The following is a 25,557-nucleotide window of genomic DNA, read 5'->3' as shown; positions in this document are numbered from 1 at the left end:
TCAGCACCATTCGGCGAGGGGCGCGATGAGCGCAGGGCTGACCCGGCAGGAGTGCGCCGTCACCGTCCTGGGCAGGCCGACGGCCGTCATCGACATCGGCGGTCTGCGCATCGTCAGCGATCCGACCTTCGACGAGGCAGGCCGCCACGGGTACCTCACCAAGACCGCCGGACCTGCCGCCGAAGAGGACGCGCTGGGACCGGTCGACCTTGTCCTGGTCAGCCACGAAGCCCACCCGGACAACCTCGACGAGCGAGGCCGTGCCTTCGCGAAGACCGCACCGCTGGTCCTCACCGGGCCCCTGGCCGCCCAGCGGCTGGGCTCACGGGCCGTCGGCCTCGCCCCCTGGAGCAGCCACTCCCTGCCCCGCCCGGACGGCACCGGCGAGCTGACCGTGCTCACCGTCCCCGCCGTCCACGGCCCCGAGGACGGCGAGCGCGACACCGACGGCAACGTCAACTGCAAGGTCACCGGGTTCGTGCTGTCATGGCAGGGACTCCCCACCGTGTACGTCAGCGGCGACAACGCCTCGATCCCTACGGTCGCGGAGATCTCCCGCCGGGTGCCGGACATCGACGTGGCCGTTCTGCACGCGGGAGCGGCACGCGTACCGGCGAAGTTCGACGGTCGACCCCTGTCCCTGGACAGCTCCCGCGCCGCCGCGGCAGCAGCCGTCCTGGGCGTGGGCACCGTGGTTCCGGCCCACTACGACGGCTGGGCCCACTTCTCCGAAGGACTGCCGGAGATCCGATCGGCCTTCCACGAGGCCGGCCTCTCCTCCCTGCTGCGGGTCGCACCCCGTGGCACGTGGGTTCCTCTCCCCCGCTGAGCCACCTGCGTCAACCGGCAAGTCAGCAACAGACGAAGAAAGAAGAAAGAAGAGGCACATGCCTTCGTACGGATCGACCTCATCCGCGGACGCCGCCCCGACGACATCAAGGCGATCGCCGACGCGACCCACCGGGCGCTCGTCGACGTGCTCGACATCCCCGAGCGTGACAGGTTCCAGGTCATCACCGAGCACGACGCGGACCACGTCATCGCCCTCGACGCCGGCCTGGGCTTCGAGCGCACCGACCGACTCGTGATGATCCAGATCTTCACCCAGGCGGGGCGCAGCACCGAGGTCAAGCAACAGGTCTTCCGGACCATCGCCAAGCAGTTGGAGCCGCTCGGCATCAGCGGCGAGGACATCTTCGTCGGCATCGTCGAGAACGGTCCCCAAGACTGGTCCTTCGGCTTCGGCCGCGCCCAGTACGTCGTGGGCGACCTGGCCGTCCCCGGCCGCTGACGAGGACGGGCCCGCGCGTGATCGGGCGGCTGAACCGGCTTCGGGCGCAGGAGGAGGTTGAGGAAGAGGACCTCCGCGGCTTGTCCTGAGTCTTCGGGATGACCGGTGCTCGGTCAGTCCACCGGGTGACCGGGCGAAATGGTACGGGCGTCGTCAAGGCGCAGCAGTGGCCCGTCGTACGCCGCGCGCTCGCCCCATTCGGCCGGGTCGAGGACGAAGCCGATGTGGTCGCCACCGCCGACGCGCGTGACGATCCGGCCGACGAACCAGGCCGGCGCGTCCTCAAGGACGATGGCCCCGCCGTGCCCCTCCCGCCAGCGAACGTGCCGGAACTTGTCCTCCCGGTCGCCGGTGCGCCCGCCGAACAACTCGGCCAGGGCACGCTGTTCGCGGGTCAGCAGGTGCACGGCCAGGACGTGCGCGGACCGTGCCACCCGGAAGGTGTGGTTGGCCTCCGAGAGCCACACCACGAACCGCACCGGCCGGATGGAGCACTGCGAGGCGAACCCGACCAGGCAGCCGGCCCGTTCGCCGCCCGCAGCGGCCGTGACCACACACATGTCGGGGTTCAGCCGTCCGATGAACTCGTCCATGTCCGCCATGCCCAAGCCGCTCTCGTCGCCCGTGACTCCGCCTCTCGGCATCACCTCACCACGCGGCGCCGACCCATGCCAGCCGGCGGCTCAGCCGCCGTCCCGGCATGTCAGTAGAGCCAACACAGAGGGCCAACTCGCCCACCCGCGACCGACCAATCATTTCCGCAGGTCAGCGAACTCTTCCTCGCGGCTTCAGAGGGGTCACCGGCAGCTCGGGAGCTGCCGGCGGAGCCCCGTCTTACCCCTTCACCTCCCCGAACCTCGTCCCTTCCGTCCAGTCCTGACGGGCCTGGACGATCTCCTCCTGGGGCCCTCCGATCCAGTTCCAGAACATAGCGGACCCTGCGCGCATCAGTGCAGGTCAACGGCGTTCCGGACCGCCGACGGTTAGCAAACTGTCAGCATCGGTCTCGGAGGAGTCAGCAACCGTGAGTTCCACTGCCTGGTTCGTGGGATGGGGTCGTCTTTCAAGGAGAGCTCAAGCGGCTCGTCGAACGCGGCATCCTGGCCGAGACCAAGCAGGGATTGCTCGCCCAGTCGCCGCCGTAAAGCCACCCTGCGACGCTTGCCCGCTCACCCTCCACGAAGCGACAAATCAAGCATCAACCCTCAACCACCCTTTGAGTGCTGTCGTGGCGTCACCAAAGAGACCGAATCCATGCGGCCATGTCGGCGTGGGCTTCGGAGACTGTGCCCGCGTCGCGGGAGGTGGCGCGTCACACGGTTACCGTCGCAGGTACATGGTGTGCAGCCCGTGCATGCTTTGTGGCCCATCAGCGAAGGCAATAAGCGCCAGACTCCACAAGGGTGTTGACCTTGTAATCTTCTTCGATCACCCGTGACGTTCAAGATCTTCAGGACGCTGGAGGTAGTGACCTAGACGGGGCATCAACTCCGCACCGTGCGTAGACGAGTCACTGGCGCCTTCAAGGCGAAATGGCTCACTCCGCTACGGGGTTGCGTGCTGCCCTTTCTCTGCATGGAGGCGTTGGGCGGGGCTTTCCTTCGCTGTTGATCACTTTTGCGGTCGATAGGTAGGGTCTGCATCCTCACCTTCAAGGCGAACATGTGTTCTATTTACTAGGATGGTTGTGAAGAAGCGAACTACCCTTATATGCGCGGCCGTTGCGGCCACCGCAGTCTTTGCCGGGCCCTTCCCCCAGCACGGCTCGGCGAGTCGACAGGACACCGTGACGGAGGTCGCGCAGACGCGGGATGTCCAGCCGCAGTACGCGACCACCGCGGACACCACCATCAGGCTGAAAGCCAACGTCACCCAGGAACAGATCGACAAGGCACGTGAGCGTGTCAAAGCCGGTAGCGATCCCACGGCTCCGAAGCAGACCAGCGAACGCCCGAAGGAGCTCGTCCACAAGTACGCGGATGCTCTGACGCTTGGCGAGGCGTACAAGCTGGCAGATCAGCGCAACAAGGAAGCCCAGAAGCATCCGTACAAGGACTTCGGGCGCGACGCCGGCAAGGCGACCAGCGGCAGCGGCGACGAGATCACCATGAGCCCGGTCGCTTCCTACGACCTCAACGAGAGCACCGTTGGGTATCCGGTCGGGACCGTCCCTCCGGCTGACCTGGACGTCAAGTGCTTCAGCGGGATCGACGTCTTCGATGTGGTGATCGACAGGTTCTCTTCCTGCTCCCGCGTGCATCTCATCGTCGATTACTACAAGATCAGCTCCAACGAGCCGCCCGAGCACCTGGGCACCACCAAGGCAAAGGTTCAGTTCTTCCAGCAGCAGTACAACACTGCCCGTTCCATGCGCATCTTCGGAATGGTGCAGAAGGACTCGGTTGTCTATGACTGGGGATGGTGGGACAACATCTGGACTGCCCCCGGTATCGACCTGACCATCGTCGGGAACTGCATCGACACTACGAGCGGTTGCTCGGCAACCGGCTCTCCCGTCACCATGAGTTGGGAGAACTGGAACAGCAGCAACGCTTGGTACTACTGGAACATCAACAGCGACGAGACCAGGGGCATCGGACGGGACAAGCAGTCCCCCCACCGCTCGCACGTCGAGATCTACACCGACACCGGCGACTACCAGACGGTCAACCGGGGTTCGTTCGTCGAACGCCTCATCCGCTGTGACTCGGCGACCTACATCTACCCGGACTGGCCGAAGGGCTGCGTCTTCCTCGAAACAATTCCCCGCTTGATGTACTCGCGTGCGGCGGACTCCCCTCAGAAGGAAGTCGCCGATCACATCTACAAGGCTCAGAACACCCCGGACAGCACCTATCCGACGAGTTCGACAGCGAAGAGGATTCCCGGCAAGTACATCCAGGGAAGCTACCTCGCGCCCGGGCTGCACCGTCTGCACGCGAACTTCCACCAGGAGAAGATGGATGCGAACACGGCGCACAAGGATGCCGCTTGCACCTCGACCGGCGAATACTCTCTCACCGGTCTTCCGCTCTCCCTTCGCCCGGACACAGCCAATGGAGAAGAATGTGACGAGTACCCGTTCCGTGTAAGTCTCGAAGGCGCTGCAAGCCCGGACTGGGACTTCTCCGTCCAGGCGGTCAACGGCACGCAGAACGGGTCCGCCGGGCAAATGCTCATGATCTACATGCGCAACCACCGCATCCTCGCGTGGGATGACCTTCTCCCTGCCGACTACAACGACCGGTACTACGTACAGATCGTCGACTTCTGATCGTCGGTCCCAGCTGCGAGAATCACGGCGCCACCTCGATCAGCGGGGTGGCGCTGTTGCCGTCAATGGAGCATTCACCATGGACACACAGACGCTTACCGCATACTTCGGAGGCTGGTCCTACACCTTCACGCCGCTCGATCCCCACGACGCTCTCCGGGTCATCGGCGCCAGCAGTGTGCAGCAGGCCGCTGACCCTCTCGCCGCTCTCCGCAAAGCGGATGACGAAGGCGTCGAAAACGACGGCATCCTTCTTCTTGCCAGCCGCATCACTCCAGCATGGACACTAGTAGTCGAGACATTCGGCCTTACCGGGTTCATCTGCGCAGAACGACGCATCCTCGAAGAGCTCCACCTTCCCGGCCGGCGTGCGGTGACCTTCATGGAAACCGCAGGCGTCCTGAAGATGCTGTGCTTCGATGACAACTGGGAGTGGTGCGGCCTGGATATGCTCACCGGAGAAAGATGGGGCACCATGGGCGAGCAGCTCGCAGAAGCTCTCAACGCATCGGGTTTCCCCGCGGACGGCCCGTTCGAGGACATCACCCACAAGCCGTTCCCGAACTCCGAGCTCGCCCCCCGCGCCATCTACGCGGCGACAGGCATTGCGCTTCCTGATCTCGATCTGGGAGGAGTCTGGCTGTCGGGTATCAGCCGTGGGGACCATTGAGCGTCCGCTTCTGGTGGTTCGGTGAGGGCGACGCAGACCCAAGAGCAGAGGCCCTACGGGCAGCGCTGGACTGGATCCGGGTGTCAAATCATGTGACACCAACTGCACTCTCTGCGCAGTTCCTACTCGACCCTCAGGACCGCCGGGGAGCTGAGCCTCGGGGGCGGTAGTGACGCGCCTGGAGGAGCGAGAGCAGTTGATCACCACGCAGGTCGAGGAGGCGAGAACGGAGATCGCACAGCTGGACGAACGCGGCCGGGCTGCCGAAGAGATCCGGATCACCCGCAAGACGCTGCTGGAGCTGCCCGATCCGGCACCGCCCGCGCCGTCGGCCCCGAAGCTGCCGGTGACCGCCCCGCCTACCTGATCCTGTTCGACATCCTGGAGACCGGGGGCACCGAGCTTCTGCCCCGGCCGTACCGGGAACGCCGCACGGTCCTGGAGGACCATCGCCCGCGACGTGCTCGCCGCCCCCTTCACCCTGTGCCCTGCGACCACGGATCAGCAGGTCGCGCTGGACTGGCTGGACCCGGCCTGGGGCAACGCGAGCATTGAGGGCGTCGTCATCAAAGGCAGCGAGCAGCCCTACCTGCCGGGCAAGCGGGCCTGGATCAAGGTCCGTGCCCGCACGACCGCTGAAGCACTCATCGGCGGGGTCACGGGGACGCTCGCCTCTCCGGCCACACTCCTGCTGGCCCGCTACGACGCCGTCGGATGCCCCCTCTTGCCGAGATCAGTACGCGCATACACCACGAAGCAGTGCGCGATGTGACCATCTATCGCCGGGTGTGGTCGGCCGGATCACATGTGACTCGACCCTTCAGGTGGCCAGACCGTCGGCGCCGTGGCAGCGTCGGCGGTCGCCCGCCGGGCTTCAGCCAGGAGATCTACCGGCGCCGCAATACCGTCGAGCGGTGCTTCAACCTGCTCAATTGCTTCCGTGGCGTCGCTACCCGGTGCGACAAGACCGCCACCAGCTATGAAGCACCGGTCTACCTCGCCTCATGCCTGCTCTGGGCAAGATCCCTTTGAAGACGGACCCTGGCACTCCAGCCGTAGATCGTGATCTTGTTGCTGGAGTTCGGTGGAGAGGGGGCAGCGGTCAGTCGTCGACGAGATCGAGCTGGGCAGCACAGGCGTCCGCTATTCGAGTCCTTCGAGACGGCGGGCATCTTTGATCTCGCTGATCCTGGCAGCCGTCATCGGGGTCCACTCCCTCTCCCTCCTCTGTCCAGCGGCACGGAGGGCTTCTCCAACCTCGCTGAGCTTCACGGAGGACAACACGCCCGCCCGCTCGATCAGGTCGTCCCGGGCCACGGTGGTCAGCCATGTGCACGGAGTAAAGCCTGGACGGGGGAACGCGAACCGCAGCACGCCTTCGAAGGGCAGTCCTTCCGGGGCTCCTACGGCCACTTCAACGCCCAGGCCGCTGATGTCGACGCCCGCTGGCGCAACGACCTGCATCGCCTGAAACCCGGATGACTCCTCGTCCGAGAGCAGCACGACCGGGCGTCGCTCATCGAAGTCGACCCACCAGACTTCACCGCGTTGCATGTGTCCTCCTGGCACGAGACGGCGGGCGAACGCTGCGTGCCCCGTGCGGGACACGGAAGGGATGCGGCCCCGTCTTCGCTCGTCGTGACCGAGGGGCGGTGAAGACGGGCGCGGCCACCGTTGATCATCGGTGTGTGAAGACTGAAGATCATGCGGTGGCCGCGAGTCACAGCGTAGACCCTGCCCGCTGGCAGGAGGCGTTCGAGGTCCTGATGTCCCGGACAGCGGGCCGGTTCGCGCGGGTTGAACCCCCGCGTCGGGTGCGGGACTTGGTGCTGGGGCTGCTGTCGGACCTGCCGCGCAAGAACCGCTGGAGCATCGCCGAGTGGGCCGGGCAGGCCAGTCCGCATGGAAAGCAGCACCTGCTCGGCCGGGCTAAGTGGGATGCCGACACCGTGCGCGATGACGTGCTGGAACATCTGCACGACGACGATGCGGTGCTGGTCGTCGATGAGACCGGGGACGTGAAGAAGGGCACGCACACCGTGGGTGTCCAGCGCCCACCGGCATGGCCGGGAGGATCGAAAACGCTCAGGTCGCTGTCTACCTCGTCTATGCAGGCCGCCGCGGACACGCGGCGATCGACCGCGAGCTGTACGTCCCGCGCTCGTGGACGTGCGACCCGGACCGCTGCCGGCGGCGGGACTGGGCGAGGACACCGTCTTCGCGACCAAGCCGGAGCCGGCCGCCCGCATGATCGGCCGGTTCCTTGACGCCGGGCACCGTGTGGGCTGGGTCGCGGGCGATGAGGTCTACGGCGGCAACCCCAAGCCGCGGGCCGCGCTGGAAGAGCGCCAGGTCGGCTACGTGCTCGCCGTTGCTTGCTCGGCGACCCAGCCACCCTCCCCCGCGCGATCGATGGGCGGGCGCGGAGCCTCGACACGGCACGTCACCCACCCATCGCCACTAAATCCGCCATTCCCGCAGGTCAACGCACCCTTCCTCGCGGCTTCAAAGGCGTCGGCGGTAGTTCGGGGGCAGGTAGCGGATCCCCGTCATACCCCTTCACCACCCCGAATCTCGACCCTTCCATCCAGTCCTGACGGGCCTGGACGATCTCCTCCTGGGACCGTCCGATCCAGTTCCAGAACATGATCAGCTCCTCCTCGAACGGCTCACCCCCGAGGAGCATCAACCCCGCGTCCGACTCCGCACGCAACGGCAGTTCGGTGCGGCCGCAGCCGAGGTAGAGCATCGATCCGGGCAGCACCGGCACACCGTCCACATGGGCCTCGCCGGACATGGACAGGACGGCGTACTCGAAGTCGGGTTCGAGGGGGAGGCGTACGTCGGCTCCGCGTGCGAGGGCCAGGTCGGCGCCGACGATCGGCGTGTACGCCGTCCCAGGTGAGGTCGCGCCGTCGAGGTCGCCCAGGATCAGCGTGGCCCGTACGCCCGGTGCCGTGACGACCGGCAGTTCGGCGTGGTGCTCGAACCTCGGGTCGGTGTGGCGGTGGCTGTCCGGGAGGGCGACCCACAGCTGGGCCCCGTGCAGGAAGCGGGCGTGGGACTTCGGGCTCTCCTCGGAGTGGCTGATGGCTCGCCCGGAGGTCATCAGGCCCAACTCGCGCGGGCGGATCGTCTGGAGGCTGCCCGTCGAGTCACGGTGCAGCACCTCGCCCTCGTGCAGCCAGCTCACCGTCTGCAGACCCATGTGCGGGTGCGGCGGCACCTGCATGCCGGGCTCGTCGGCGATGTCGTCGGGGCCGTAGTGATCGACGAAACACCAGGCTCCGACCATGCGCCGGCCCAAGTTGGGCAGCAGGCGACGGACTTCGCTGGACTCGCCGAGCTTGACGTGGCGAGGGCTGAGAAGTTCGCGGACGGGCTCCGCCACGACGAAACCCCGGCCGCCGCAGATGGCGGGCACCGCCTCGCGATCAAGATTGCTCATGGCGCCCAAACTAGCCCCGCCGGGGTCGCTGCGTCAGTCCGTCATCCGGGCCTGTCTCGATGCGACTCAGAAAATAGTAGCCATGGATATAGTAGCCATGTACTGTATTCGCCATGAGCAAGGGTTCCGAGAACGTCTCGCCCGGTTTCCTGGTGTGGCGCCTGTCCACGAAGTGGCGGGTCGCGGTCGACCGGGCCGTGACCCCGCTGGGGCTCACCCATGCGCAGTACGCACTGGTGGCCTCGCTGTACGGCATGCAGCGCCGCGGCGAGCGCCCGAGTCAGCGCCGCCTCGCCGACCACACCGGACTCGAACCGCTGTACGTCTCCAAGCTGGCCCGATCCCTGGAGACCGCCGGCCTCCTCGAACGCACCCGGGATCCCCGCGACCCGCGCGCGGTGCAGCTGGCGCTGACCGAGCAGGGGCGGGAGCGGACCCTGCAGGCGATCAAGGTCGTCCAGGGGCTCCTGCAGCAGCTGCTGGCGCCGCTCGGCGGCCTGGACAGCGCCCGCACCCGGGAGTTCACGCGCGACCTCGCGACCCTGCTCGACGCACCTCTCGACCCTCTCGCCACCGACCGCGAGCCCGACAAGGAGCAGTCATGACCACCACCACTCCCCTGCTCAATCCCCGAGTCATAGCCCTGGCCCACTACGCGAGCCGAGCCCTTCTCGAGAACGTGCTGACGCGCCACGGCGCGACCTTCCAGCAGTCCGTCACCCTCCGGTTCGTCGCCGTCGCCGACGAACCGGTCGAGAGGGAGCGCCTCGTCGACGGTGTGGTCAGTGCGCTCAAGATCGACGCCACGGAGGCGCACTCCGTGGTCGACGAACTGATCACCGCAGGACTGCTGGCCCCTCAGGAGCCGTCCCGGGTACGGATCACGGACGCCGGACAGGAGCTCTACGACAGGACTTCCGCCGCGACCGCCCCCATCACCACCCGGATCTACGCCGGCATCCCGACGGAGGACCTGGCCGCCGCCGGGCGAGTACTGACCCTCATCACCGAGCGCGCCAACGCCGAGCTCGCAGCCACGACCGAGTAGCGGCAACCAGCAGTGGGGAGCCGGTCGAGCACAACGCCGGCTCCGAGCAAGGCCTGAGGCCCGGTTCCCCCCGAAACCGGGCCCCAAGTCTCTTCACCGCCCTCGTAGTTGAACGGCCCCCGACTTGAGCATCCCCCTAGTTGAACATCCTCCTACTTGAGGTCGGCGGGCGTCCGCTTCCCCCGCCGATGGGCGATCTCGCCCAGGGCGACGTCCACGAGAATGAACGCGGCCAGCGAGATGCCGAGGAGCGGTACGAAATAGCCGAGTACGGCGACGACCGCCACCAGCGGGACCAGGATCTGCGGGGGCACCTGCTGCCAGGCGCCGCGCGGCAGGGGACGGCCGAAGGCGGAGCCCCGGCCGCGCTGCCACCACATGCGGTAGCCCCACACGATCAGCAGGATCAGCGAGAGCGCGAGCAGCATCAGGGCGATCTGGTTGACCAGGCCGAAGAGGACGCCCGTGTGCAGGTCGATGCCCCAGCGGGTCAGCTTGGCCAGCACCGGGTAGTCGGCGAACCGCAGCACATCGGTGACCTCACCGGTCGCCGGGTCGATCGCGACCGAGTCCTGCTTCGTCGGCCAGCTGCGCTGCACCTGCTTCACGACGTACCCGGACGAGTCGTCGGCGGGCGGCACGATCTCCACGGGATCGCCCAAGCCCTCGGACCGCGCGGCCGCCAGAACCTTGTCGAGGCCGACGCCGTGCTCGCCGCTGCCCCCGGTGCCCACGGCGGCGCCGTGGCCTCCGTGGTCGCCGCCCGCCGAGGCCGACACGGACGGGGTGGCCTGACCGAGGGAGGTGCGCAGCTCGTCGATGTTGGCGCCGGCGTACGCCGACCAGGTCAGGCCGGTCGCCGAGAGGAAGAAGAACCCGGCCGCGGCCCAGACGCCGACGGTGCCGTGCAGACCGAGCGTGCGGCGGCGCCCGTTGGTCCCGCGGACCTTGCGCAGGGCGCGGCGGCGGGAGAACCACAGCACCAGTCCGCCGCCCGCGATGACCCACAGCCAGCTGGCCGCCAACTCGCTGTAGAGGCGGCCGGTTTCGCCGAGGTGCAGGTCGCGGTGGAACTCGTCGATCCAGGTGCGCAGCGGCAGCGCGCCGGTCGAGCCGTACTGTTCGAGGGCGCCGCGCACCTCGGCGGTGTACGGGTCTACGAACACGGCCAGCGTGTGGTCGGCGCCGACGCCCTTGACGCCGGACAGCAGCACCCTGGTGGACGCGTCATCCTCCGGAGAGGGCCGTATCGCCGAGACCGCGCCCTCGGGGTGGGCCTTGCGTGCGGCGGCGACCTGCTGGGACATCGGCAGCTTCTCGTCACCGACCGGGACAGTCATCTCATGGGCGTACACGAGCTTCTCGGCCTGGAACGCCCCGGCATACAGAAAGCCGGTGGCCGCGGCGACGAGCAGGAACGGTGCGACGAGCACCCCGGCGTAGAAGTGCAGACGCAGGATCAGCGGGCGCAGCGGTGCCCATCTGCGGGGCGGTGATGCCGGGGCGTCGGGTTGCGACGCCTCTTCCGTGGTGGTCGAGGGAGCGGTGGACATCGACGGCATCTCCGGGGGATGTACGGGCAGTGGGGACGTTTCTCTTGCTGCTGCAGCGGTCCAGTAGTCGGATGAGAGGTCCGCCGAGTTCCAGGCCGGTCAAGTGGCGTACGTCACAGGGGAGTCGATGGGTACCCCGGCTGCCATGGCATGCTGGCGCGATGGCAACTCCGAGCGATCGCGCCCCCCTGGCCGAGCAGGTCGAGCAACTCCTCATCAGTGGCGGCCCGTTGACCATCGTGGCGGCCGGCGACCCGGTGCTGCGGCGCCCCACCGAGCGCTTCGAGGGGCAGCTGGACCCCGCGCTGCTGACCCGCTTTGTCGAGGCTCTCCGCATCACGATGCACGCGGCGCCGGGCGTCGGCCTCGCCGCACCACAGGTCGGCGTGCCGCTGCGGATCGCGGTGATCGAGGACCCGGCTCCCGTGCCGGAGGACGTACGACTGGCGCGCGGACGCGTGCCGCAGCCGTTCCGGGTGCTGGTGAACCCGTCGTACGAGCCCGTCGGGACCGCCCGCGCCGCGTTCTTCGAGGGCTGTCTGAGCGTCCCGGGCTATCAGGCGGTGGTGGCGCGGCCCGCCGAGGTCCGGCTGACGTGCGAGGACGAGCACGGGCAGGCGGTCGACGAGGTGTTCACGGGGTGGCCCGCCCGTATCGTGCAGCACGAGACGGACCACCTGGACGGCATGCTCTACCTGGACCGGGCGGAGCTGCGCTCGCTCTCCTCGAACCAGGCGGTGGCCGAGCGCTGGGCCCAGCCGACCCCCGGTCAGGCCGCGGCAGCACTCGGCTTCGAACTTCCGGGCTGAGTACGTCAGTTGTCGCGATACGACTCCAGCAACCGCAGCCACACCTCACTGATCGTCGGATACGACGGAACCGCGTGCCACAGCCGGCTGATCGGCACCTGGCCGGCGACCGCGATCGTCGCCGAGTGGATGAGTTCGCCGACGCCGGGGCCGACGAAGGTGACGCCGAGGAGGATCTCGCGTTCCAGGTCGACGACCATGCGGGCGCGGCCGCGGTAGCCGTCGCCGTACAGCGACGCCCCCGACACCGAGGCGAGGTCGTAGTCGACGGCGCGGACGCGGTGGCCGGCCTGTTCCGCTTCCGCCAGGGAGAGACCCACGGCGGCGGCCTCGGGGTCGGTGAAGACGACCTGGGGGACGGCGGCGTGGTCGGCGGTGGCGGCGTGGGCGCCCCAGGCGTCGGATTCGAGGACGGGGACGCCGGAGGCGCGGGCGGCGATGGCGGCGCCCGCAATGCGGGCCTGGTACTTGCCCTGGTGGGTGAGGAGGGCGCGGTGGTTGACGTCGCCGACCGCGTACAGCCACTCGTTGCCGGTGACGCGCAGGCTGTCGTCGACCTCCAGCCAGGAACCGGGTTCCAGGCCGACCGCGTCCAGGCCGATGTCGTCGCTGCGCGGGGCGCGCCCGGTCGCGAAGAGGATCTCGTCGGCCTCTATACGGTCCCCGCGGTCGGTGCGGACCACGACCGTGCCGTTCTCGCGGGTCACGGACTCGACCGAGGTCCCGGTGCGGACGTCGGCGCCGGCCTCGGTGAGCGCGTCGGCGACCAGTTCGCCGGCGAAGGGCTCCATGCGGTTGAGCAGCCCCTTGCCGCGGACGAGGAGCGTGACCCGGGAGCCGAGGGCCTGGTAGGCCGTGGCCATCTCGGTGGCGACCACTCCCCCGCCGACCACGATCAGCCGGCCGGGCACGGCCTGCGCGCCGGTGGCCTCGCGGCTGGTCCACGGCTTGACGTCGGCAAGGCCGGGCAGGTCGGGCAGGACGGCCCGGCTGCCGGTGCACACGGCGACGGCGTGCCGGGCGGTCAGCACCTGCCGTACGCCGTCGGGGCCGGTCACCTCCAGGGTGCGGGGGCCGGTGAGGCGGCCGTGGCCTCGGTAGAGGTCGGCGCCGATGCCGTTCAGCCACTGGACCTGGCCGTCGTCGTGCCAGTTCGAGGTGTACTCGTTGCGCCGGGCGAGGACGGCCGCCGCGTCGAGTGGGCCCTGGACCGACTGGCTGAGGCCGGGCAGCCGACGGGCGTCGGCCTGGGCGATGGCCGGGCGCAGGAGCGCCTTGCTGGGCATGCACGCCCAGTACGAGCACTCGCCGCCGACCAGCTCGCTCTCCACGACCGCGGTGGACAGGCCGGCCGCACGGGTGCGGTCGGCCACGTTCTCCCCCACGGGCCCGGCCCCGAGCACCACGACGTCGTACGCGTTGGAATCCGTTTCCGTCATGGGGTCAGTCTTACGGGTGGTGTGCGGCGTGGCCACACGGGTACGCGCGCGGAAATACGAAGGAATACGCGGCCGCACGGCCATGTTGTCGACGACGGCTTCGCCCCGATACCAGGAAGAGGGATTACGCCATGAGCAGCACCGTGGAGCTCACCAAGGAGAACTTCGACCAGACGGTCACGGACAACGAGTTCGTCCTGATCGACTTCTGGGCGTCCTGGTGCGGGCCGTGCCGTCAGTTCGCCCCGGTCTACGAGAAGGCGGCCGAGGACAACCCGGACCTTGTGTTCGGCAAGGTCGACACCGAGGCGCAGCCAGAGCTGGCCGAGGCCTTCGGTATTCAGTCGATCCCGACGCTGATGATCGTCCGTGACCGTGTCGCCGTGTTCGCGCAGCCGGGTGCCCTGCCCGAGGCCGCCCTGGCGGACGTCATCGGGCAGGCCCGGAAGCTCGACATGGACGAGGTCCGCCAGGCCGTGGCCGCTCAGCAGGCGCAGGCCGAGCAGAACGGCCAGTAGGACCCGGTCCGGCGAACGGCCGTAGGGCCGCGCTCCAGAGCTCTGGAACTCCGGAGCTCTAGAAGGGGTACGCCGCCACGTCGCCGCGCACCGTCGTCCAGCGGACCTCGGTGAACGCCTCCAGGTTGGCCTCGCCGCCGAACCGGGCGCCGGTGCCGGAGGCGGCGATGCCGCCGAAGGGCGCGACGGCCTCGTCGTTCACGGTCTGGTCGTTGATGTGCACGATGCCGGTCGGGATGCGCTCGGCCAGGTCGAGGCCGCGGGCGGCGTCCCGGGTGACGATGCCGAGGGAGAGGCCGTAGGAGCTCGCGGCGGCCAGGGCGGCGGCCTCGTCGGCGCTGGTGAAGGCGCGTACGGGCGCGACCGGGCCGAAGACCTCCTCGGTGTACGCGGGGGTCTGGTCGTCGACGCCTGCAAGGACGGTCGGCCGGTAGAAGAGCTCCTCGTGGGTGCCGCCCGCGGCCAGCTTGGCGCCCCGGGAGGCGCTGGCCTCCACCAGGCCGTGCACCTTGCCCAGCTGGCCGGCGTCGATGAGCGGGCCGAGGTGGACCTGGGCGCGGTGCGGGTCGCCGACCGCGAGGGAGTCGGCCTTGGCGGCGAGCCGCTCGACGTACTCCTCGTACAGGGACTGGTGGACGAGGTGCCGTCCGGTGGTCATGCAGATCTGGCCCTGGTGGAAGAAGGAGCCCCAGGCGGCGGTGGAGATCACCGCGTCGAGGTCGGCGTCCTCCAGGACGATCAGGGCGGAGTTGCCGCCCAACTCCAGGTGCGCGCGCTTGAGATGGCGCCCGGCGGCCTCGCCGACGGCCCGGCCCGCGGCCGTGGACCCGGTGAAGGAGATGACGGGCACGCGCGGGTCGGCGACCAGCGCCTGGCCCACCTCCGGGCCGCCCGGCAGGACGTGCAGCAGTCCCTCGGGCAGACCGGCCTCCGCGAAGACGGCGGCCAGCGCCAGTCCGCCGCACACCGCCGTGCGCGGGTCCGGCTTCAGCACGACCGCGTTGCCGAGGGCGAGCGCCGGGGCGACGGAGCGGATGGAGAGGATCAGCGGGGCGTTGAACGGGGAGATCACGCCGACGACCCCGACGGGGACGCGGCGCGTGTACGACAGCCGGGGCGCCTCGCTGGGGAGTACCTGCCCGGCGGGGCGGGAGGCGAGCGCGGCGGCCTCGTAGCACTCCTGGGCGGCCACGTGCAGCTCGAACTCGGCCTTGCCGGGGATCGAGCCCGACTCGCGGACGATCCACTCCCGCAGTTCTTCGGCGTGCGCGGCGAACAGGTCACCGGCCTTGCGCAGCACCGCTGCGCGCACGAAGTGCGGGGCGCGGGCCCACTCGGTCTGGGCGGCGCGGGCGGCCCCGGCGGCCGTACCGACGTCCTCCGCGCCGGCCAGGGTGACGGTGCCGAGCGTGTCGCCGGTGGCGGGCTCGGTGACGGCGTACTCGTCTCCCGACAGGGAGTTGGGCTGCCAGGCCTTGGGGTCGAGCAACGGCATAGCGACTCTCCGTTCGATCACCGGCGGGACTCACACGGGGAGCGGTAGTCCCGAGTAGTTCGCCGCCAGTTCGGCGGCCGCGTGACGGGATGCGGTGATCCGGCGCAGACGTGCCAGCTGCATCCGGTGGTCGAACGCATCCCCGTCTGGTTGAACGTGCAACATCCTAGTCATGTCGTCCGAGAAACGGGTGGCCTGCCACACACGTTGAAGACACAACTCCGAGTACCTGTCGAGCAGCTGTGCGCTCCCTGTGCGGTAGTGCTCGGCGAGGGCACGGGCCAGGACCCGTACGTCCGACACCGCGAGGTTGAGGCCCTTCGCGCCGGTCGGCGGGACGATGTGGGCGGCGTCCCCGGCGAGCAGGAGCCGGCCGTGGCGCATGGGTTCGTGGACGTAACTGCGCATCGGTGTCACGGACTTGGAGGTAATGGGCCCGCGGTTGAGGGTCCAGTCCGCGTCGATGGCGAAGCGGGCCGCGAGTTCGCCCCAGATGCGGTCGTCCGGCCAGTCGTCGGGGTCGGTGTCGACCGGGACCTGGAGGTAGAGCCGGGAGACCGACGGTGAGCGCATACTGTGCAGCGCGAAGCCGCCTTCGCCGCGCGCGTAGATCAACTCGTCGCCGGACGGCGGTACTTCGGCCAGGATGCCGAGCCAGGAGTACGGGTAGTCGTGCGCGTACGAGCGGCCGGTGCCGGCCGGGAAGGCGTCGCGGGAGATGCCGTGGAAGCCGTCGCAGCCGGCGACCCAGTCGCAGGTCAGCGTCTGCTCGCGGCCCTCGTGCAGGAACCGCACGACGGGCGTCTCGGTCTCCGGCTTCTCGACCGCGAGCGCCTCGGCCCCGAACAACAGCGGTGGTCCGTCGGCGAGTTGGAGGGCGACGAGGTCCTTCACGATCTCGGTCTGGGCGTAGATCGTCACGGTACGGCCGCCGGTGAGGGCCGGGAAGTCGATGTGGTGGCGTTCGCGGTCGAAGCGCAGCTCGATGCCCTGGTGCACCAGGCCCTCCGCGTCCAGCCGCTCGGCGGCGCCGGCCTCGTGCAGCGCGTGGACCGTGCCCTGCTCCAGCATCCCGGCGCGCTGGCGCTGCTCGACGTACTCCCGCGTCCGGCTCTCCAGGACCACGCAGTCGATGCCCGCACGGTGCAGCAAGCGGGCGAGCAGCAGACCGGCGGGGCCGCCGCCGACGATGCCGACCCTCGTGCGCATGCCACGCCTCCCTGGCCTGGGTGGTGCGCCGGCCGGGCTCGCGATGCCTCAGCTGGAGTCGCGGTGCACGACCGTCGCTCCCAGCACCTTGTGCGTCTCGGGCGCGGCGCCGGGGCTCTGCACCGCGCGGTCGACCAGTTCCGCGAGGTCGCGGCCGGACGGCAGCTCTATGTGGACCGTGCTCAGCCTAGGCCGCAGCAGCCGTCCGAGCATCAGGTCGTCGGCGCCGATGACGGCCGTGTCGGCGGGGATGTCGATGCCCTCGTCCTGCAGGGCTCGCATCATCAGCATCGCGTACTCGTCGTTGTAGGCGAACACGGCGTCCAGGCCCATCTCGCGCCAGCGGGCTGCGAGCCGTGCGGCGGACTTCTCCTCGTAGGCGAGGGGCAGGGCGGTCACGGTGGCGTCCGTGCCGTGCAGGGCGCGGCGCACGCCTTCGAGGCGGGGCGTGGAGAAGGACTCCAGGCCGTCCTCCTCGGGCACGACGACGCCGATAAGGCGCCGGCCGCGGGCGTACAGGTGGCCGCCCGCGCAGTACCCGACGGCCTCGTGGTCCATGAGCAGGGCGTGCGCGCCGTCGACGGACTCGGGGCCGAGCGTGACCACGGCCCGGGCACCGGACCGCTTGAGCACCGTCACCCCCTTCGGGTCGAGCCCGGAGCCCGGCACCAGGACGGCGACCGGGCGCAGTTCGGCCCACGCGCGGGCGGCCTCGTCGCCGTGCAGTCCTATGCCGCCGTGCTGCACGACGGTGTAGTCGAGACGACCGAGCGCGGCCTGGAGGTCGCTGAGGAACCGGCTGTAGAGCGGGCCCACGGGAAAGCTCGGGGCGGGCATCAGGACCATGCGGCTGTGCCCGGCGCGCAGGCTGCGCGCGGCCGCGTGCGGGACGTACCCCAGTTCCTTCGCGGCCTCGTGGACGCGGCGGCGGGTGGGCTCGCTGATCCGGACGGCGCTGGTGTTGTTGAGGACGTAGGAGACGGTCGCGCGCGAGACGCCGGCCAGGCGGGCCACATCGGCGCTCGTGGGTACCGAGCGCGGTGCGGGGGAGGCGGGCGCGGGCGTTTTCGGTATCTGCACCATGACGTACCGCATCCTTGCAGAACCTGTGAGCGATGCTCAGGTCAGGGCCGTCGCCCGTTCACGCCCCTGTGCGCGTCACCCGGTCGACCAGATCGAGCCAGCCCTTCTCCAGCCGCTCCATGGGCATTCCGCACTGCCTGGTCAGGTGGTTGATCAGGGCGGGGTCGAGAGACGCCAGGAGCGTCTGGGCGAGGAGGTCGCAGTCGGCGTCCGGCAGGATCTGCCGCAGCAGCATCGTGACGTGGGTGTACAGCGCCCGGACCGAGGGGTGGGAGAACCGGCGGGTCGGCTCGGGCTGGGCGGCGAGTCGCAGGTCCAGTTGCTCGGCCGTGCGGTACAGCACCGCCACGCCGAACGCCCGCAGCCGCTCGACCGGCGGCGCTCCGGGGCCCAGCGGCGGCGGCCCGCCGAGGAAGTCTGCCTGCAGGGTGCGCGCGGAGTGGTCGAGCAGGGCCGTCAGCAGGCCCGTGCGGTCGCCGAAGCGGCGGAAGACCGTCCCCTTGCCCACCCCGGCCTCCGCGGCCACCGCCTCCATGGTGACCCCGGCCACGCCGTGCTCCGCGATCAGCCGGGTGGCGGCCTCCAGCAGCCGGGCGCGGTTGCGGGCCGCGTCGGCGCGCAGGCAGGGCTCGTCGGCGGCGGAGCCGACCGTCAGCAACGGGGGCGAGTCAATGGGCTCCTCGGGACTCGGGAGGGGCGGCAGATCGGCGGACATGAAGCCAGCGTAAAGCATCGGGAATGAAACTGGACCGCGGTCCGCTTATGGTGCTAGAAATTAACCGGACCCCGGTCCGGATCGTCACGGCAGTGTTTCAGCATCTTGGAGTTCGCATGTCTGTTCGCATCCTCGCGCTCGTCGGCAGCCTTCGTGCCGGTTCGCACAACCGTCAGCTGGCCGAGGCAGCCGTCAAGCTCGCTCCCGAGGGCGCCGAGGTCGTGCTCTTCGAGGGCCTGGCCGACATCCCCTTCTACAACGAGGACATCGACGTCGAGGGCAGCGTCCCGGCCGCCGCCGCCAAGCTGCGTGAGGCCGCCCAGGCCTCCGACGCGTTCCTGCTCTTCTCCCCCGAGTACAACGGCACCATCCCGGCCGTGCTGAAGAACGCCATCGACTGGCTGTCCCGCCCGTACGGCGCCGGCGCCTTCGGCGGCAAGCCGGTCGCCGTGGTCGGCACCGCCTTCGGCCAGTACGGCGGCGTGTGGGCGCAGGACGAGACCCGCAAGGCCGTCGGCATCGCGGGCGGCAAGGTGCTGGAGGACGTCAAGCTGTCCATCCCCGGCTCGGTGACCCGCTTCGCCGAGACGCACCCGGCCGACGACGCCGAGGTCGCCGCCCAGCTGACCGAGGTCATCGCGCGCGTCCACGGTCACGCGGGCGAGCCGGTCGCCGCCTGATCAGCAGCGGCACAAGCCCTGCAGGGGGCCGGAGCAGACCCGCTCCGGCCCCTTTCGCATGCACTACGCCACCGCTGTCTGCGCAAGTTCCCGCAGTTCCCGCAGGGCCGCCGCCACCGCCGGGCGTTCGCGGCACCCTCGGCGCGTGCAGGTGAGCACCTTGCGGTGCGGGTCGCCCGTGCAGCGGACGCGGGTGATCGGCAGGTGTGGGGGCAGCTGGGCCAGCCGTGGCACGAGGGCGACGCCGAGCCGGTGGGCGACCAGGTGGGCGATGACGTTCCAGTCCAGGGCGTGATGGATCACGTCGGGAGTGAAGCCGGCCGCTCCGCACGCCGACATCACACGCGGGCGGCAGGGACTCTCCGGCACCGGCGCGATCCAGGCCTCGTGCGCCGCCTCCGCAAGGTCGGCGCGCTCACGTCCGGCCAGCGGATGGTCGTCGGGGATCAAGAGGTCGTACGGGTCGTCCAGCAGCGGCTGCTGGTCGAAGCGTGCGTCGCTCAGCGGCGGGTTGTGCGGGGTCACCTCCACGACGGCCAGGTCGGCCTCGCCCTCGAAGAGCAGGTCGAAGCTCTCCGGCACTCCCGTCTCCCGGATCCGTACGGTCAGCCGCGGATGCCGCTCCCGCAGGCGTACGGCCATCGGCGCGAGCAGCACCGGCACGGACATGGGAAAGCCGGCGACGCGCAACTGCCCGGCGGGGGCGCTGTACTCGGCGCGCAGATCGAGCTCGGCCTCCTCCCAGCGCGCCGCGATCGCGTCGGCGTGCGCGAGCAGGCTCTCGGCGGCCGCGGTCAGGCGCACCCCGCGACCCTGCGGTTCGAGCAGGTCGACGCCCAGGTCGCGGGCCAGTTGGCGGATCTGCTGGGAGGCTGCTGAGGGCGTGAAGTGCAGGGCGCGGGCGGCCGCGGTGACCGTGCCGTAGTGGGCGACCGCCCTGAGGACGTGCAGTCGGCGCAGGTCAATCATGTAGCCCACGCTTCAAGGTGAGGTCCGGAAAGTCAACCTGGACGTGTACGAAAGCGCACCGCACCCTTGGTTGTGTCGCGACGGTCAACCAGTCGAACGCCAACCAGCCATGAGGTATGAGGAGTCGCCATGACCAGCACGACCAGGACCGTCTGCCCGCACTGCGGATGGCCCGACGGCGCCGACCCTTTCCAGGTGCTCTCCCGGCACAGCACCACGGCCGGCCACACGGTGTGGACGCGCTGCGGCTGCGGCTCGCTGCAGATGCGGGTGGTAGACGGCCGCGGGATGCGTGTGGTCTCCCGCAGCCGTCCGCCCGTGGCTCAGCCGAGTTCGGCCAGCCGCTGAACCGCCGGAGCCACGAAGCTCTCCATCCAGCCCGACGTCTCACCCAGACGCGGCGAGAGGATCACGGTGTCGATCCCGAGCTTGGTGTAGCCCGAGATGTCCCGGGTGAACGCGTCGAGATCGCCCTCGGTGGCCGGGTCCCCGCTGTAGGCAACGGTCTTGCGGATGGTGTCGTAGTCGCGGCCCTCGGTGTCGCAGTGGCCGCGCAGCACGTCGAGCTTGTGCCTGACCTCCTCCGGCGAGGTGGTGAACAGGTTGCACGCGTCGCCGTACCGGGCCACCAGTCGGAGCGTCTTCTTCTCCCCGCCCCCGCCGATCATGATCTCGGGGTGCGGGGTGCTGACCGGCGCCGGAACGCAGAGGGTCTCGGCCAGCCGGTAGTGCTTGCCCTCGAAGGGGCCGTTCGCCGTCGGGTCCCACATCTGGAGGCAGATCCGCAGGGTCTCCTCCAGCCGCTCGAAGCGCTCGGCGACCGGCGGGAAGGGCACGCCGAGCCCTTCGTGTTCGCGGCCGTACCAGGCGGCGCCGATACCGAGGGTGGCCCGCCCGCCGGACAGCACGTCGAGCGTGGTGGCGATCTTTGCGAGCAGACCGGGGTGACGGTACGTCACACCGGTCACCAGGGCGCCGAGGCGGACCGTGGACGTGTGGGCGGCGAGGAAGCCGAGGGTCGTGTAGGCCTCCAGCATGGAGTCCTCGGCGCGGCCGTTGAACTCCATCTGGAAGTAGTGGTCCATCACCGACAGCCAGCTCACGCCGGCCGCCTCGGCGGCGGCACCCGCGGCGGCGAGTTCGGCGCCGAGCGCGGGACCTCCCCCGGAATGGTCGAACCGGTTGATGTGCACACCGACCCGCATGGCCTGTCTCCGTTCACCCGGACCGTTCACCGACCCCGACGACGCTAGTTCTTCGAGCGCTCTCGAAGTCAAGCGTGACCGGCCAGTTGGTCACCCAGGGGGGTGCACCGCCCACCTCGGGTGGCACGGTCGGCTCCTCGCTGGGCGCCGGCCCGCTGGTCACACGCGCTGCGTCGCCGCCTGCTCCTGCTTCTTCGAAGCCCGCAGGCTCGTCACCGTCGTCACCGCCAGGACGAGCACGATGAAGCCGAGCGAGAAGGGGATGCTGATCTCGGGGACGTGGACGCCGGACTCGTGCAGCGCGTGCAGTACGAGCTTCACCCCGATGAAGCCGAGGATGATCGACAGGCCGTAGCTGAGGTGGACCAGCTTCTTCAGCAGGCCGCCGATCAGGAAGTAGAGCTGCCTGAGGCCCATCAGCGCGAAGGCGTTCGCCGTGAAGACGATGTACGGGTCCTGGGTCAGCCCGTAGATGGCCGGGATGGAGTCGAGCGCGAACAGCACGTCCGTGGAGCCGATCGCCAGCATCACGACCAGCATCGGGGTCATGATCCGCTTGCCGTTCTCCGTGATGAACAGCTTGGTGCCGTGGTAGCGGTCGGCCACGCCGAAGCGCTCCTCCGCCATCTTCAGCAGCTTGTTCTCCTGGTACTCCTCCTCGTGCTCCTCCTTGCGGGCGTCCTGGACCAGCTTCCAGGCGGTCCAGATCAGGAAGGCGCCGAAGAGGTAGAACACCCACGAGAACGCGGAGATGATCGCCGCGCCGGCCGCGATGAAGCCCGCGCGCAGCACCAGGGCCATGATCACGCCGACCATCAGGACGCGCTGCTGGTACTGCGAGGGCACCGCGAACTTCGCCATGATCAGGACGAAGACGAAGAGGTTGTCGACGCTCAGCGACTTCTCGGTGATGTACCCGGCGAAGAACTCGCCCGTCGGCTTGCCGCCGCCGAAGTAGAACAGACCGAGCCCGAACAGACAGGCCAGCACGACCCAGACGATCGTCCACGTCCCCGCTTCCCTGAGGGACACGTCATGGGGTTTGCGACCGATGAAGAAGTCCACGGCGACGAGTGCGCACAGGGCCACGACGGTCAGCAGCCAGACGGAGAGGGAGACGTTCACGGGCATTGCTCCTGGTGCATGTGGGGCCTTGACAGCGTTGTCGGCGCTGGTGATGACTTCCACCCATGGCAGGTGAACAGCCGGTCATGTCCTGGCAATCTCCGGGCCACGGAGGTGCCACCCGCCGTACGGCGGGAAGGTTCCGCCGATCGGCGGCCCTCCGGTCGGGGCCGGTGCACAGATCATGACCGCAGAGCCGCCGGGCACTCAGATGCCCCCGTGTGAGGAGCAGCCATGACCCAGGTCCCACCCCCGTTCGACCCCGAGCTCGCCGCCGCCCTGGAGCTCATCAAGGACGTGATCTCGCCCGGCATGACGGTGGACCAGATAGCCGAGATCCGTCAGGGTCCCGGGATCCAGATGCTCGCCGAGCTGGACCTGACCGTCGACGGCTTCTTCGAGGTCGAGGACCGGGCGGTGCCGGGCCCCGAGGGCGCCCCCGAGATCTCCCTGCTGATCTGCCGGCCGACCGCCCCGTCCCAGGCGGGTCCGCGACCCGTGATCTACCACGTCCACGGCGGCGGCATGGTCCTCGGCAACAACCGCGTCGGCGTCGACGCCGCCCTGGCATGGGCGAAGGAGCTGGACGCGGTCGTGGTGTCCGTGGAGTACCGGCTCGCGCCCGAGCACCCGTACCCGGCGCAGATCGAGGACGTGTACGCCGGGCTGGAGTGGACGGCGAAGCATGCCGCCGAGCTGGGTGGTGACCCGCAGCGGATCGTCGTCGCCGGTGCGAGCGCCGGCGGCGGGCTGTCCGCGGCGCTGGCTCTGCTGGCGCGGGACCGCAAGGGGCCGGAGCTGATCGGGCAGCTGCTGATGTGTCCGATGCTGGACGACCGCAATGACACGCCGTCCGCCCATCAGATGGCGGGCCTCGGCGTCTGGGACCGTACGGCCAATGAGACCGGGTGGACGGCGCTGCTCGGTGAGCGCCGCGGTGGTCCCGACGTGCCCGCGTATGCGGCGCCTGCCCGTGCCGAGGATCTGTCGGGGCTGCCTCCCGCCTTCCTGGACGTCGGCTCCGCGGAGACCTTCCGGGACGAGGTCGTCGCCTATGCGTCGCGGATCTGGCAGGCGGGTGGGGTGGCCGAGTTGCATGTGTGGCCCGGTGGGTTCCATGGGTTCGACGGGTTCGCGCCTCAGGCTGCGTTGTCGCAGGCGTGCCGGGCCGCGCATCTGGCGTGGCTGAAGAGGCTGTTGAGTCAGTGAAATCCGCCCATTCGTCTGCCGGGTTCTGAGATTCTGCGGGTGCGGGTTGTCCGTGGCTTGTCGCGCCCACGCGGCGGAGCCGCATATCGACACAGCCCCGCGCCCCTCAGGTACGTCTCCCTCCCCGGCCTTCTCATACTCCCCGCCTCTTGACCTCATACCGCACCATGGGCCCATGAAGGAGCTGGCTGGACGTCTGACCGCGCTGGACCCGGACGCGGGCGCCGCCGTTCGGGTCATCGCCTACTTCGATCGGCTCGCCGAGTCGCGGGCCGGGCTGGAGGCGCTCGTGCGCGGGGCCGCCGTGCTGGCCGGGGTGCCGGCACGGCTGGTGGACGTGGAGCGGCGGGTGCGTGTGCGGGTCGAGGCCGACGGGACGCGCCGGGAGAGCGAGGTGCCGCCGGATGCCGGCTGGCCGTCCGCCGCGCTGACGCCGGGCGGCGCTCCGGCGCTGTGGCTGGAGCGGGCCGAGGCGGCCGAGCCCAGTGTCGTCGACGCGGTGATCCTGGAGCGGGCCGCCGGTGCCGTACGGCTCGTGCTCGACCGGACGCGTGGGCGGGCGCCGACCGATGATCCGGCGCTGGTCGAGACAGTCCTCGACGCCACGGCTCCGGAGGCGGCGCGGCTGCACGCGGCCCGCCGGCTGGGGCTGGACCCTGCCGCACCGGCCCGTGTCCTCGCCCCGCTGGACGGCCGGCCCCGCGTCGTCCCCGCGCACCCGGACGCCGAGCCGCCCGCCGGCCGCGTGGGCGTGGGCCCCGCCGTCCCGGTGCTCGACCTGCCGCGCTCCTGGTCGCAGGCCCGCATCGCGCTCCGGTTCACGGCCGAGGGCACCGCGCAGGACCCCGGTCCGGGCGTCGTCCACGCCGACGACCTCGGCGGCATCGCCCTCCTCGCCGACCTCGTCGTACCGGGCGCCGAGGCGCCGACCGACGTCCAGGCCCTGGAGGCGGCAGCGGCGGCCGCGCCCTGGCTGCTCGCCACCTTGCACGCGGTCGCCTCGACGGTGAGCCTGCGGGCGGCGGCGACCGAGATCAACGTCCACCACTCCACGCTCCAGGAACGGCTTGCCCACGCCGAGCACCTGCTGGGCTGGCCGCTGCGCACACCGCAGGGCAGGTTCAGGCTGGGCGTGGCGCTGACGATGCGGCATCTGGCGCGGCCCTAGGGCGTGGAAGTCGTGGCCGCCGCGGTCAGTGGAACTCGTGGACGACCTCGATCGTGCCGACGATGTGGGCGTTGAACTCGTCGAGTTCCTCGGCGGGCACCCACAGTTCGAGGATCGTCTCGCCGCCCGCCTGTTGCACGGGGTACCGGCTCAGGAACTCCGAGTCGACCTCGAACCGGGTCACGAATCCGGCGCCGTCGTGCTTGACGTTCCAGTCCCGGGCGATCCTCACCGCGTAGTCCTCGTTGAGCACCGGGTAGAAGATCGGCTGCTCGGGCAGCCTGGGCGGCCAGGCGCGCCAGTTCAGCTCGCGGACGACGTCCAGCTCCTTGGGGCCGGTGGGTCGCCACAGGGTGGTGGTCGGGCGCTGGTTGATCATGGACGTGACGGTATCCGACCCGTCGGCGCGGCGGCCAAGGAGTTTCCGGCACTGCTTGCAGGCGCCTTCTACACGCACTCGCTGGAAATTTCACGGATGCCCTATCCTGGGTGTTCTTCACCCCGGAACGGAGGACACCGGCGCCATGACCGCCACGGACCCCGCGCTCACCGCTCTCGCCCAGGGCTGGTGCGCCCTCTCCCTGCTGCACGGGAGGATCGAGGCGCACATCGAGCGCGCCCTGCAGGCCGGGCACGACCTCAGCGTGCG

The 25,557-nt window shown here is 69.7% G+C and carries 27 protein-coding genes and 3 pseudogenes; 16 read left to right on the top strand and 14 right to left on the bottom strand.

Annotated elements, in window-relative coordinates:
- The first annotated feature begins 25 nt into the window (after positions 1-25).
- Together ACZ7L6_RS30750 and ACZ7L6_RS30745 are read left to right on the top strand one after the other, a co-directional pair.
- Complete coding sequence (locus ACZ7L6_RS30750) at positions 26-829, top strand: MBL fold metallo-hydrolase (RefSeq protein ID WP_471929492.1); 804 nt, start codon at positions 26-28, stop codon at positions 827-829.
- Positions 830-901: 72 nt separating this feature from the next.
- The gene (locus tag ACZ7L6_RS30745) at positions 902-1,291 is read left to right on the top strand and encodes a tautomerase family protein (RefSeq protein ID WP_471929857.1); all 390 of its coding nucleotides are present in this window, start codon (positions 902-904) and stop codon (positions 1,289-1,291) included.
- Positions 1,292-1,404: 113 nt separating this feature from the next.
- Here ACZ7L6_RS30745 and ACZ7L6_RS30740 read toward each other — a convergent pair whose 3' ends face one another.
- Positions 1,405-1,893, bottom strand: coding sequence for a flavin reductase family protein (locus ACZ7L6_RS30740; protein WP_471929855.1), 489 nt, complete (start codon positions 1,891-1,893; stop codon positions 1,405-1,407).
- Positions 1,894-2,056: 163 nt separating this feature from the next.
- Positions 2,057-2,221: pseudogene (locus ACZ7L6_RS30735) on the bottom strand (pirin family protein); the annotation flags it as partial.
- Positions 2,222-3,077: 856 nt separating this feature from the next.
- Here ACZ7L6_RS30735 and ACZ7L6_RS30730 point away from each other — a divergent pair.
- The 4 genes from ACZ7L6_RS30730 (at position 3,078) to ACZ7L6_RS30715 (ending at position 6,007) form a co-directional block, all read left to right on the top strand.
- Entirely contained in the window at positions 3,078-4,565 is a 1,488-nt protein-coding gene (locus tag ACZ7L6_RS30730; protein WP_471929490.1) for a NucA/NucB deoxyribonuclease domain-containing protein, read from the top strand.
- A gap of 79 nt (positions 4,566-4,644) precedes the next feature.
- The gene (locus ACZ7L6_RS30725) at positions 4,645-5,235 is read left to right on the top strand and encodes a hypothetical protein (RefSeq protein WP_471929488.1); all 591 of its coding nucleotides are present in this window, start codon (positions 4,645-4,647) and stop codon (positions 5,233-5,235) included.
- Positions 5,236-5,431: 196 nt separating this feature from the next.
- Positions 5,432-5,602, top strand: coding sequence for a hypothetical protein (locus ACZ7L6_RS30720; protein ID WP_471929486.1), 171 nt, complete (start codon positions 5,432-5,434; stop codon positions 5,600-5,602).
- Between the two features lie 93 nt (positions 5,603-5,695).
- Positions 5,696-6,007, top strand: a complete 312-nt coding sequence (locus ACZ7L6_RS30715) for a hypothetical protein (RefSeq protein ID WP_471929484.1) — start codon at positions 5,696-5,698, stop codon at positions 6,005-6,007.
- A 371-nt stretch (positions 6,008-6,378) separates the two neighbouring features.
- On the opposite strand, the gene ACZ7L6_RS30710 is transcribed toward ACZ7L6_RS30715, so the two are convergent.
- On the bottom strand, positions 6,379-6,789 hold the full coding sequence (locus tag ACZ7L6_RS30710; RefSeq protein ID WP_471929482.1) for a type II toxin-antitoxin system PemK/MazF family toxin: 411 nt from the start codon (positions 6,787-6,789) through the stop codon (positions 6,379-6,381).
- Positions 6,790-7,001: 212 nt separating this feature from the next.
- On the opposite strand from ACZ7L6_RS30710, the pseudogene ACZ7L6_RS30705 reads away from it, so the two are divergent.
- A pseudogene (locus ACZ7L6_RS30705) lies at positions 7,002-7,617 on the top strand (IS701 family transposase); the annotation flags it as partial.
- Between the two features lie 100 nt (positions 7,618-7,717).
- On the opposite strand, the gene ACZ7L6_RS30700 reads toward ACZ7L6_RS30705, so the two are convergent.
- Positions 7,718-8,683: a pirin family protein gene (locus ACZ7L6_RS30700; protein WP_471929480.1), complete on the bottom strand. Its 966-nt coding sequence runs from the start codon at positions 8,681-8,683 to the stop codon at positions 7,718-7,720.
- A 113-nt stretch (positions 8,684-8,796) separates the two neighbouring features.
- On the opposite strand from ACZ7L6_RS30700, the gene ACZ7L6_RS30695 reads away from it, so the two are divergent.
- Both ACZ7L6_RS30695 and ACZ7L6_RS30690 read left to right on the top strand, forming a co-directional pair.
- On the top strand, positions 8,797-9,288 hold the full coding sequence (locus ACZ7L6_RS30695) for a MarR family winged helix-turn-helix transcriptional regulator (protein ID WP_471929478.1): 492 nt from the start codon (positions 8,797-8,799) through the stop codon (positions 9,286-9,288).
- The gene (locus ACZ7L6_RS30690; protein WP_471929476.1) at positions 9,285-9,731 is read left to right on the top strand and encodes a MarR family transcriptional regulator; all 447 of its coding nucleotides are present in this window, start codon (positions 9,285-9,287) and stop codon (positions 9,729-9,731) included. Before ACZ7L6_RS30695 ends, ACZ7L6_RS30690 begins: the two co-directional genes overlap by 4 nt.
- A gap of 152 nt (positions 9,732-9,883) precedes the next feature.
- On the opposite strand, the gene ACZ7L6_RS30685 is transcribed toward ACZ7L6_RS30690, so the two are convergent.
- Complete coding sequence (locus ACZ7L6_RS30685; protein ID WP_471929474.1) at positions 9,884-11,284, bottom strand: PepSY-associated TM helix domain-containing protein; 1,401 nt, start codon at positions 11,282-11,284, stop codon at positions 9,884-9,886.
- Positions 11,285-11,445: 161 nt separating this feature from the next.
- Here ACZ7L6_RS30685 and ACZ7L6_RS30680 point away from each other — a divergent pair, with 161 nt between their 5' ends.
- On the top strand, positions 11,446-12,093 hold the full coding sequence (locus ACZ7L6_RS30680) for a peptide deformylase (RefSeq protein ID WP_471929472.1): 648 nt from the start codon (positions 11,446-11,448) through the stop codon (positions 12,091-12,093).
- Positions 12,094-12,098: 5 nt separating this feature from the next.
- Here the strand turns inward: ACZ7L6_RS30680 and ACZ7L6_RS30675 are convergent, their stop codons facing one another.
- Entirely contained in the window at positions 12,099-13,532 is a 1,434-nt protein-coding gene (locus tag ACZ7L6_RS30675; RefSeq protein ID WP_471929470.1) for a dihydrolipoyl dehydrogenase family protein, read from the bottom strand.
- 131 nt (positions 13,533-13,663) lie between these two features.
- Between ACZ7L6_RS30675 and trxA the strand changes: the two genes are divergently transcribed.
- Entirely contained in the window at positions 13,664-14,050 is a 387-nt protein-coding gene (gene trxA, locus ACZ7L6_RS30670; protein WP_471929468.1) for a thioredoxin, read from the top strand.
- Between the two features lie 58 nt (positions 14,051-14,108).
- On the opposite strand, the gene ACZ7L6_RS30665 is transcribed toward trxA, so the two are convergent.
- The 4 genes from ACZ7L6_RS30665 to ACZ7L6_RS30650 are packed head-to-tail and all read right to left on the bottom strand — an operon-like array spanning position 14,109 to position 18,570.
- On the bottom strand, positions 14,109-15,545 hold the full coding sequence (locus ACZ7L6_RS30665; RefSeq protein WP_471929466.1) for an aldehyde dehydrogenase family protein: 1,437 nt from the start codon (positions 15,543-15,545) through the stop codon (positions 14,109-14,111).
- Positions 15,546-15,575: 30 nt separating this feature from the next.
- Positions 15,576-16,754, bottom strand: coding sequence for a 4-hydroxybenzoate 3-monooxygenase (locus ACZ7L6_RS30660; protein ID WP_471929464.1), 1,179 nt, complete (start codon positions 16,752-16,754; stop codon positions 15,576-15,578).
- 48 nt (positions 16,755-16,802) lie between these two features.
- Complete coding sequence (locus tag ACZ7L6_RS30655) at positions 16,803-17,849, bottom strand: LacI family DNA-binding transcriptional regulator (protein WP_471929462.1); 1,047 nt, start codon at positions 17,847-17,849, stop codon at positions 16,803-16,805.
- Positions 17,850-17,895: 46 nt separating this feature from the next.
- Positions 17,896-18,570 (bottom strand): TetR/AcrR family transcriptional regulator, encoded by a 675-nt coding sequence (locus ACZ7L6_RS30650; RefSeq protein WP_471929460.1) that lies wholly within the window; start codon positions 18,568-18,570, stop codon positions 17,896-17,898.
- A 98-nt stretch (positions 18,571-18,668) separates the two neighbouring features.
- On the opposite strand from ACZ7L6_RS30650, the gene ACZ7L6_RS30645 reads away from it, so the two are divergent.
- On the top strand, positions 18,669-19,232 hold the full coding sequence (locus ACZ7L6_RS30645) for an NAD(P)H-dependent oxidoreductase (protein WP_433052606.1): 564 nt from the start codon (positions 18,669-18,671) through the stop codon (positions 19,230-19,232).
- Positions 19,233-19,295: 63 nt separating this feature from the next.
- Here ACZ7L6_RS30645 and ACZ7L6_RS30640 read toward each other — a convergent pair whose 3' ends face one another.
- Complete coding sequence (locus ACZ7L6_RS30640) at positions 19,296-20,201, bottom strand: LysR family transcriptional regulator (RefSeq protein ID WP_471929853.1); 906 nt, start codon at positions 20,199-20,201, stop codon at positions 19,296-19,298.
- 129 nt (positions 20,202-20,330) lie between these two features.
- On the opposite strand from ACZ7L6_RS30640, the gene ACZ7L6_RS30635 reads away from it, so the two are divergent.
- Complete coding sequence (locus ACZ7L6_RS30635) at positions 20,331-20,549, top strand: hypothetical protein (protein WP_471929458.1); 219 nt, start codon at positions 20,331-20,333, stop codon at positions 20,547-20,549.
- Here ACZ7L6_RS30635 and ACZ7L6_RS30630 read toward each other — a convergent pair.
- Together ACZ7L6_RS30630 and ACZ7L6_RS30625 are read right to left on the bottom strand one after the other, a co-directional pair.
- Positions 20,525-21,406, bottom strand: a complete 882-nt coding sequence (locus tag ACZ7L6_RS30630) for an LLM class F420-dependent oxidoreductase (protein WP_471929456.1) — start codon at positions 21,404-21,406, stop codon at positions 20,525-20,527. The genes ACZ7L6_RS30635 and ACZ7L6_RS30630 overlap by 25 nt on opposite strands.
- A 159-nt stretch (positions 21,407-21,565) precedes the next feature.
- Positions 21,566-22,531, bottom strand: coding sequence for a TerC/Alx family metal homeostasis membrane protein (locus tag ACZ7L6_RS30625; protein ID WP_471929454.1), 966 nt, complete (start codon positions 22,529-22,531; stop codon positions 21,566-21,568).
- A 234-nt stretch (positions 22,532-22,765) separates the two neighbouring features.
- On the opposite strand from ACZ7L6_RS30625, the gene ACZ7L6_RS30620 reads away from it, so the two are divergent.
- Positions 22,766-23,740: an alpha/beta hydrolase gene (locus ACZ7L6_RS30620; protein ID WP_471929452.1), complete on the top strand. Its 975-nt coding sequence runs from the start codon at positions 22,766-22,768 to the stop codon at positions 23,738-23,740.
- A 175-nt stretch (positions 23,741-23,915) separates the two neighbouring features.
- Positions 23,916-24,908 (top strand): helix-turn-helix domain-containing protein, encoded by a 993-nt coding sequence (locus ACZ7L6_RS30615; RefSeq protein WP_471929450.1) that lies wholly within the window; start codon positions 23,916-23,918, stop codon positions 24,906-24,908.
- Positions 24,909-24,933: 25 nt separating this feature from the next.
- On the opposite strand, the gene ACZ7L6_RS30610 is transcribed toward ACZ7L6_RS30615, so the two are convergent.
- Positions 24,934-25,287 carry a hypothetical protein gene (locus tag ACZ7L6_RS30610; RefSeq protein WP_471929448.1) on the bottom strand — a complete coding sequence of 118 codons (354 nt, stop codon included), beginning with the start codon at positions 25,285-25,287 and terminating at the stop codon, positions 24,934-24,936.
- Positions 25,288-25,432: 145 nt separating this feature from the next.
- Here ACZ7L6_RS30610 and ACZ7L6_RS30605 point away from each other — a divergent pair.
- A pseudogene (locus ACZ7L6_RS30605) lies at positions 25,433-25,557 on the top strand (MarR family transcriptional regulator); the annotation flags it as partial.

This window comes from Streptomyces sp. NPDC107522 (assembly GCF_055657525.1).
Note: the sequence above shows the minus strand (reverse complement) of the source record. Positions and strands in the feature narration are given on the sequence as shown.

What these genes read in the sequence shown, in the direction of transcription:
- ACZ7L6_RS30685 (WP_471929474.1), bottom strand. Translation starts at nt 11,284, where the DNA reads ATGTCCACCGCTCCCTCGACCACCACGGAAGAGGCGTCGCAACCCGAC.
- ACZ7L6_RS30665 (WP_471929466.1), bottom strand. Translation starts at nt 15,545, where the DNA reads ATGCCGTTGCTCGACCCCAAGGCCTGGCAGCCCAACTCCCTGTCGGGA.
- ACZ7L6_RS30740 (WP_471929855.1), bottom strand. Translation starts at nt 1,893, where the DNA reads ATGGCGGACATGGACGAGTTCATCGGACGGCTGAACCCCGACATGTGT.
- ACZ7L6_RS30700 (WP_471929480.1), bottom strand. Translation starts at nt 8,683, where the DNA reads ATGAGCAATCTTGATCGCGAGGCGGTGCCCGCCATCTGCGGCGGCCGG.
- ACZ7L6_RS30645 (WP_433052606.1), top strand. Translation starts at nt 18,669, where the DNA reads ATGTCTGTTCGCATCCTCGCGCTCGTCGGCAGCCTTCGTGCCGGTTCG.
- ACZ7L6_RS30725 (WP_471929488.1), top strand. Translation starts at nt 4,645, where the DNA reads ATGGACACACAGACGCTTACCGCATACTTCGGAGGCTGGTCCTACACC.
- ACZ7L6_RS30650 (WP_471929460.1), bottom strand. Translation starts at nt 18,570, where the DNA reads ATGCTTTACGCTGGCTTCATGTCCGCCGATCTGCCGCCCCTCCCGAGT.
- ACZ7L6_RS30620 (WP_471929452.1), top strand. Translation starts at nt 22,766, where the DNA reads ATGACCCAGGTCCCACCCCCGTTCGACCCCGAGCTCGCCGCCGCCCTG.
- ACZ7L6_RS30660 (WP_471929464.1), bottom strand. Translation starts at nt 16,754, where the DNA reads ATGCGCACGAGGGTCGGCATCGTCGGCGGCGGCCCCGCCGGTCTGCTG.
- ACZ7L6_RS30675 (WP_471929470.1), bottom strand. Translation starts at nt 13,532, where the DNA reads ATGACGGAAACGGATTCCAACGCGTACGACGTCGTGGTGCTCGGGGCC.
- ACZ7L6_RS30630 (WP_471929456.1), bottom strand. Translation starts at nt 21,406, where the DNA reads ATGCGGGTCGGTGTGCACATCAACCGGTTCGACCATTCCGGGGGAGGT.
- ACZ7L6_RS30750 (WP_471929492.1), top strand. Translation starts at nt 26, where the DNA reads ATGAGCGCAGGGCTGACCCGGCAGGAGTGCGCCGTCACCGTCCTGGGC.
- ACZ7L6_RS30640 (WP_471929853.1), bottom strand. Translation starts at nt 20,201, where the DNA reads ATGATTGACCTGCGCCGACTGCACGTCCTCAGGGCGGTCGCCCACTAC.
- ACZ7L6_RS30655 (WP_471929462.1), bottom strand. Translation starts at nt 17,849, where the DNA reads ATGCGGTACGTCATGGTGCAGATACCGAAAACGCCCGCGCCCGCCTCC.
- ACZ7L6_RS30610 (WP_471929448.1), bottom strand. Translation starts at nt 25,287, where the DNA reads ATGATCAACCAGCGCCCGACCACCACCCTGTGGCGACCCACCGGCCCC.
- ACZ7L6_RS30615 (WP_471929450.1), top strand. Translation starts at nt 23,916, where the DNA reads ATGAAGGAGCTGGCTGGACGTCTGACCGCGCTGGACCCGGACGCGGGC.
- ACZ7L6_RS30690 (WP_471929476.1), top strand. Translation starts at nt 9,285, where the DNA reads ATGACCACCACCACTCCCCTGCTCAATCCCCGAGTCATAGCCCTGGCC.
- ACZ7L6_RS30695 (WP_471929478.1), top strand. Translation starts at nt 8,797, where the DNA reads ATGAGCAAGGGTTCCGAGAACGTCTCGCCCGGTTTCCTGGTGTGGCGC.
- trxA (WP_471929468.1), top strand. Translation starts at nt 13,664, where the DNA reads ATGAGCAGCACCGTGGAGCTCACCAAGGAGAACTTCGACCAGACGGTC.
- ACZ7L6_RS30710 (WP_471929482.1), bottom strand. Translation starts at nt 6,789, where the DNA reads ATGCAACGCGGTGAAGTCTGGTGGGTCGACTTCGATGAGCGACGCCCG.
- ACZ7L6_RS30680 (WP_471929472.1), top strand. Translation starts at nt 11,446, where the DNA reads ATGGCAACTCCGAGCGATCGCGCCCCCCTGGCCGAGCAGGTCGAGCAA.
- ACZ7L6_RS30635 (WP_471929458.1), top strand. Translation starts at nt 20,331, where the DNA reads ATGACCAGCACGACCAGGACCGTCTGCCCGCACTGCGGATGGCCCGAC.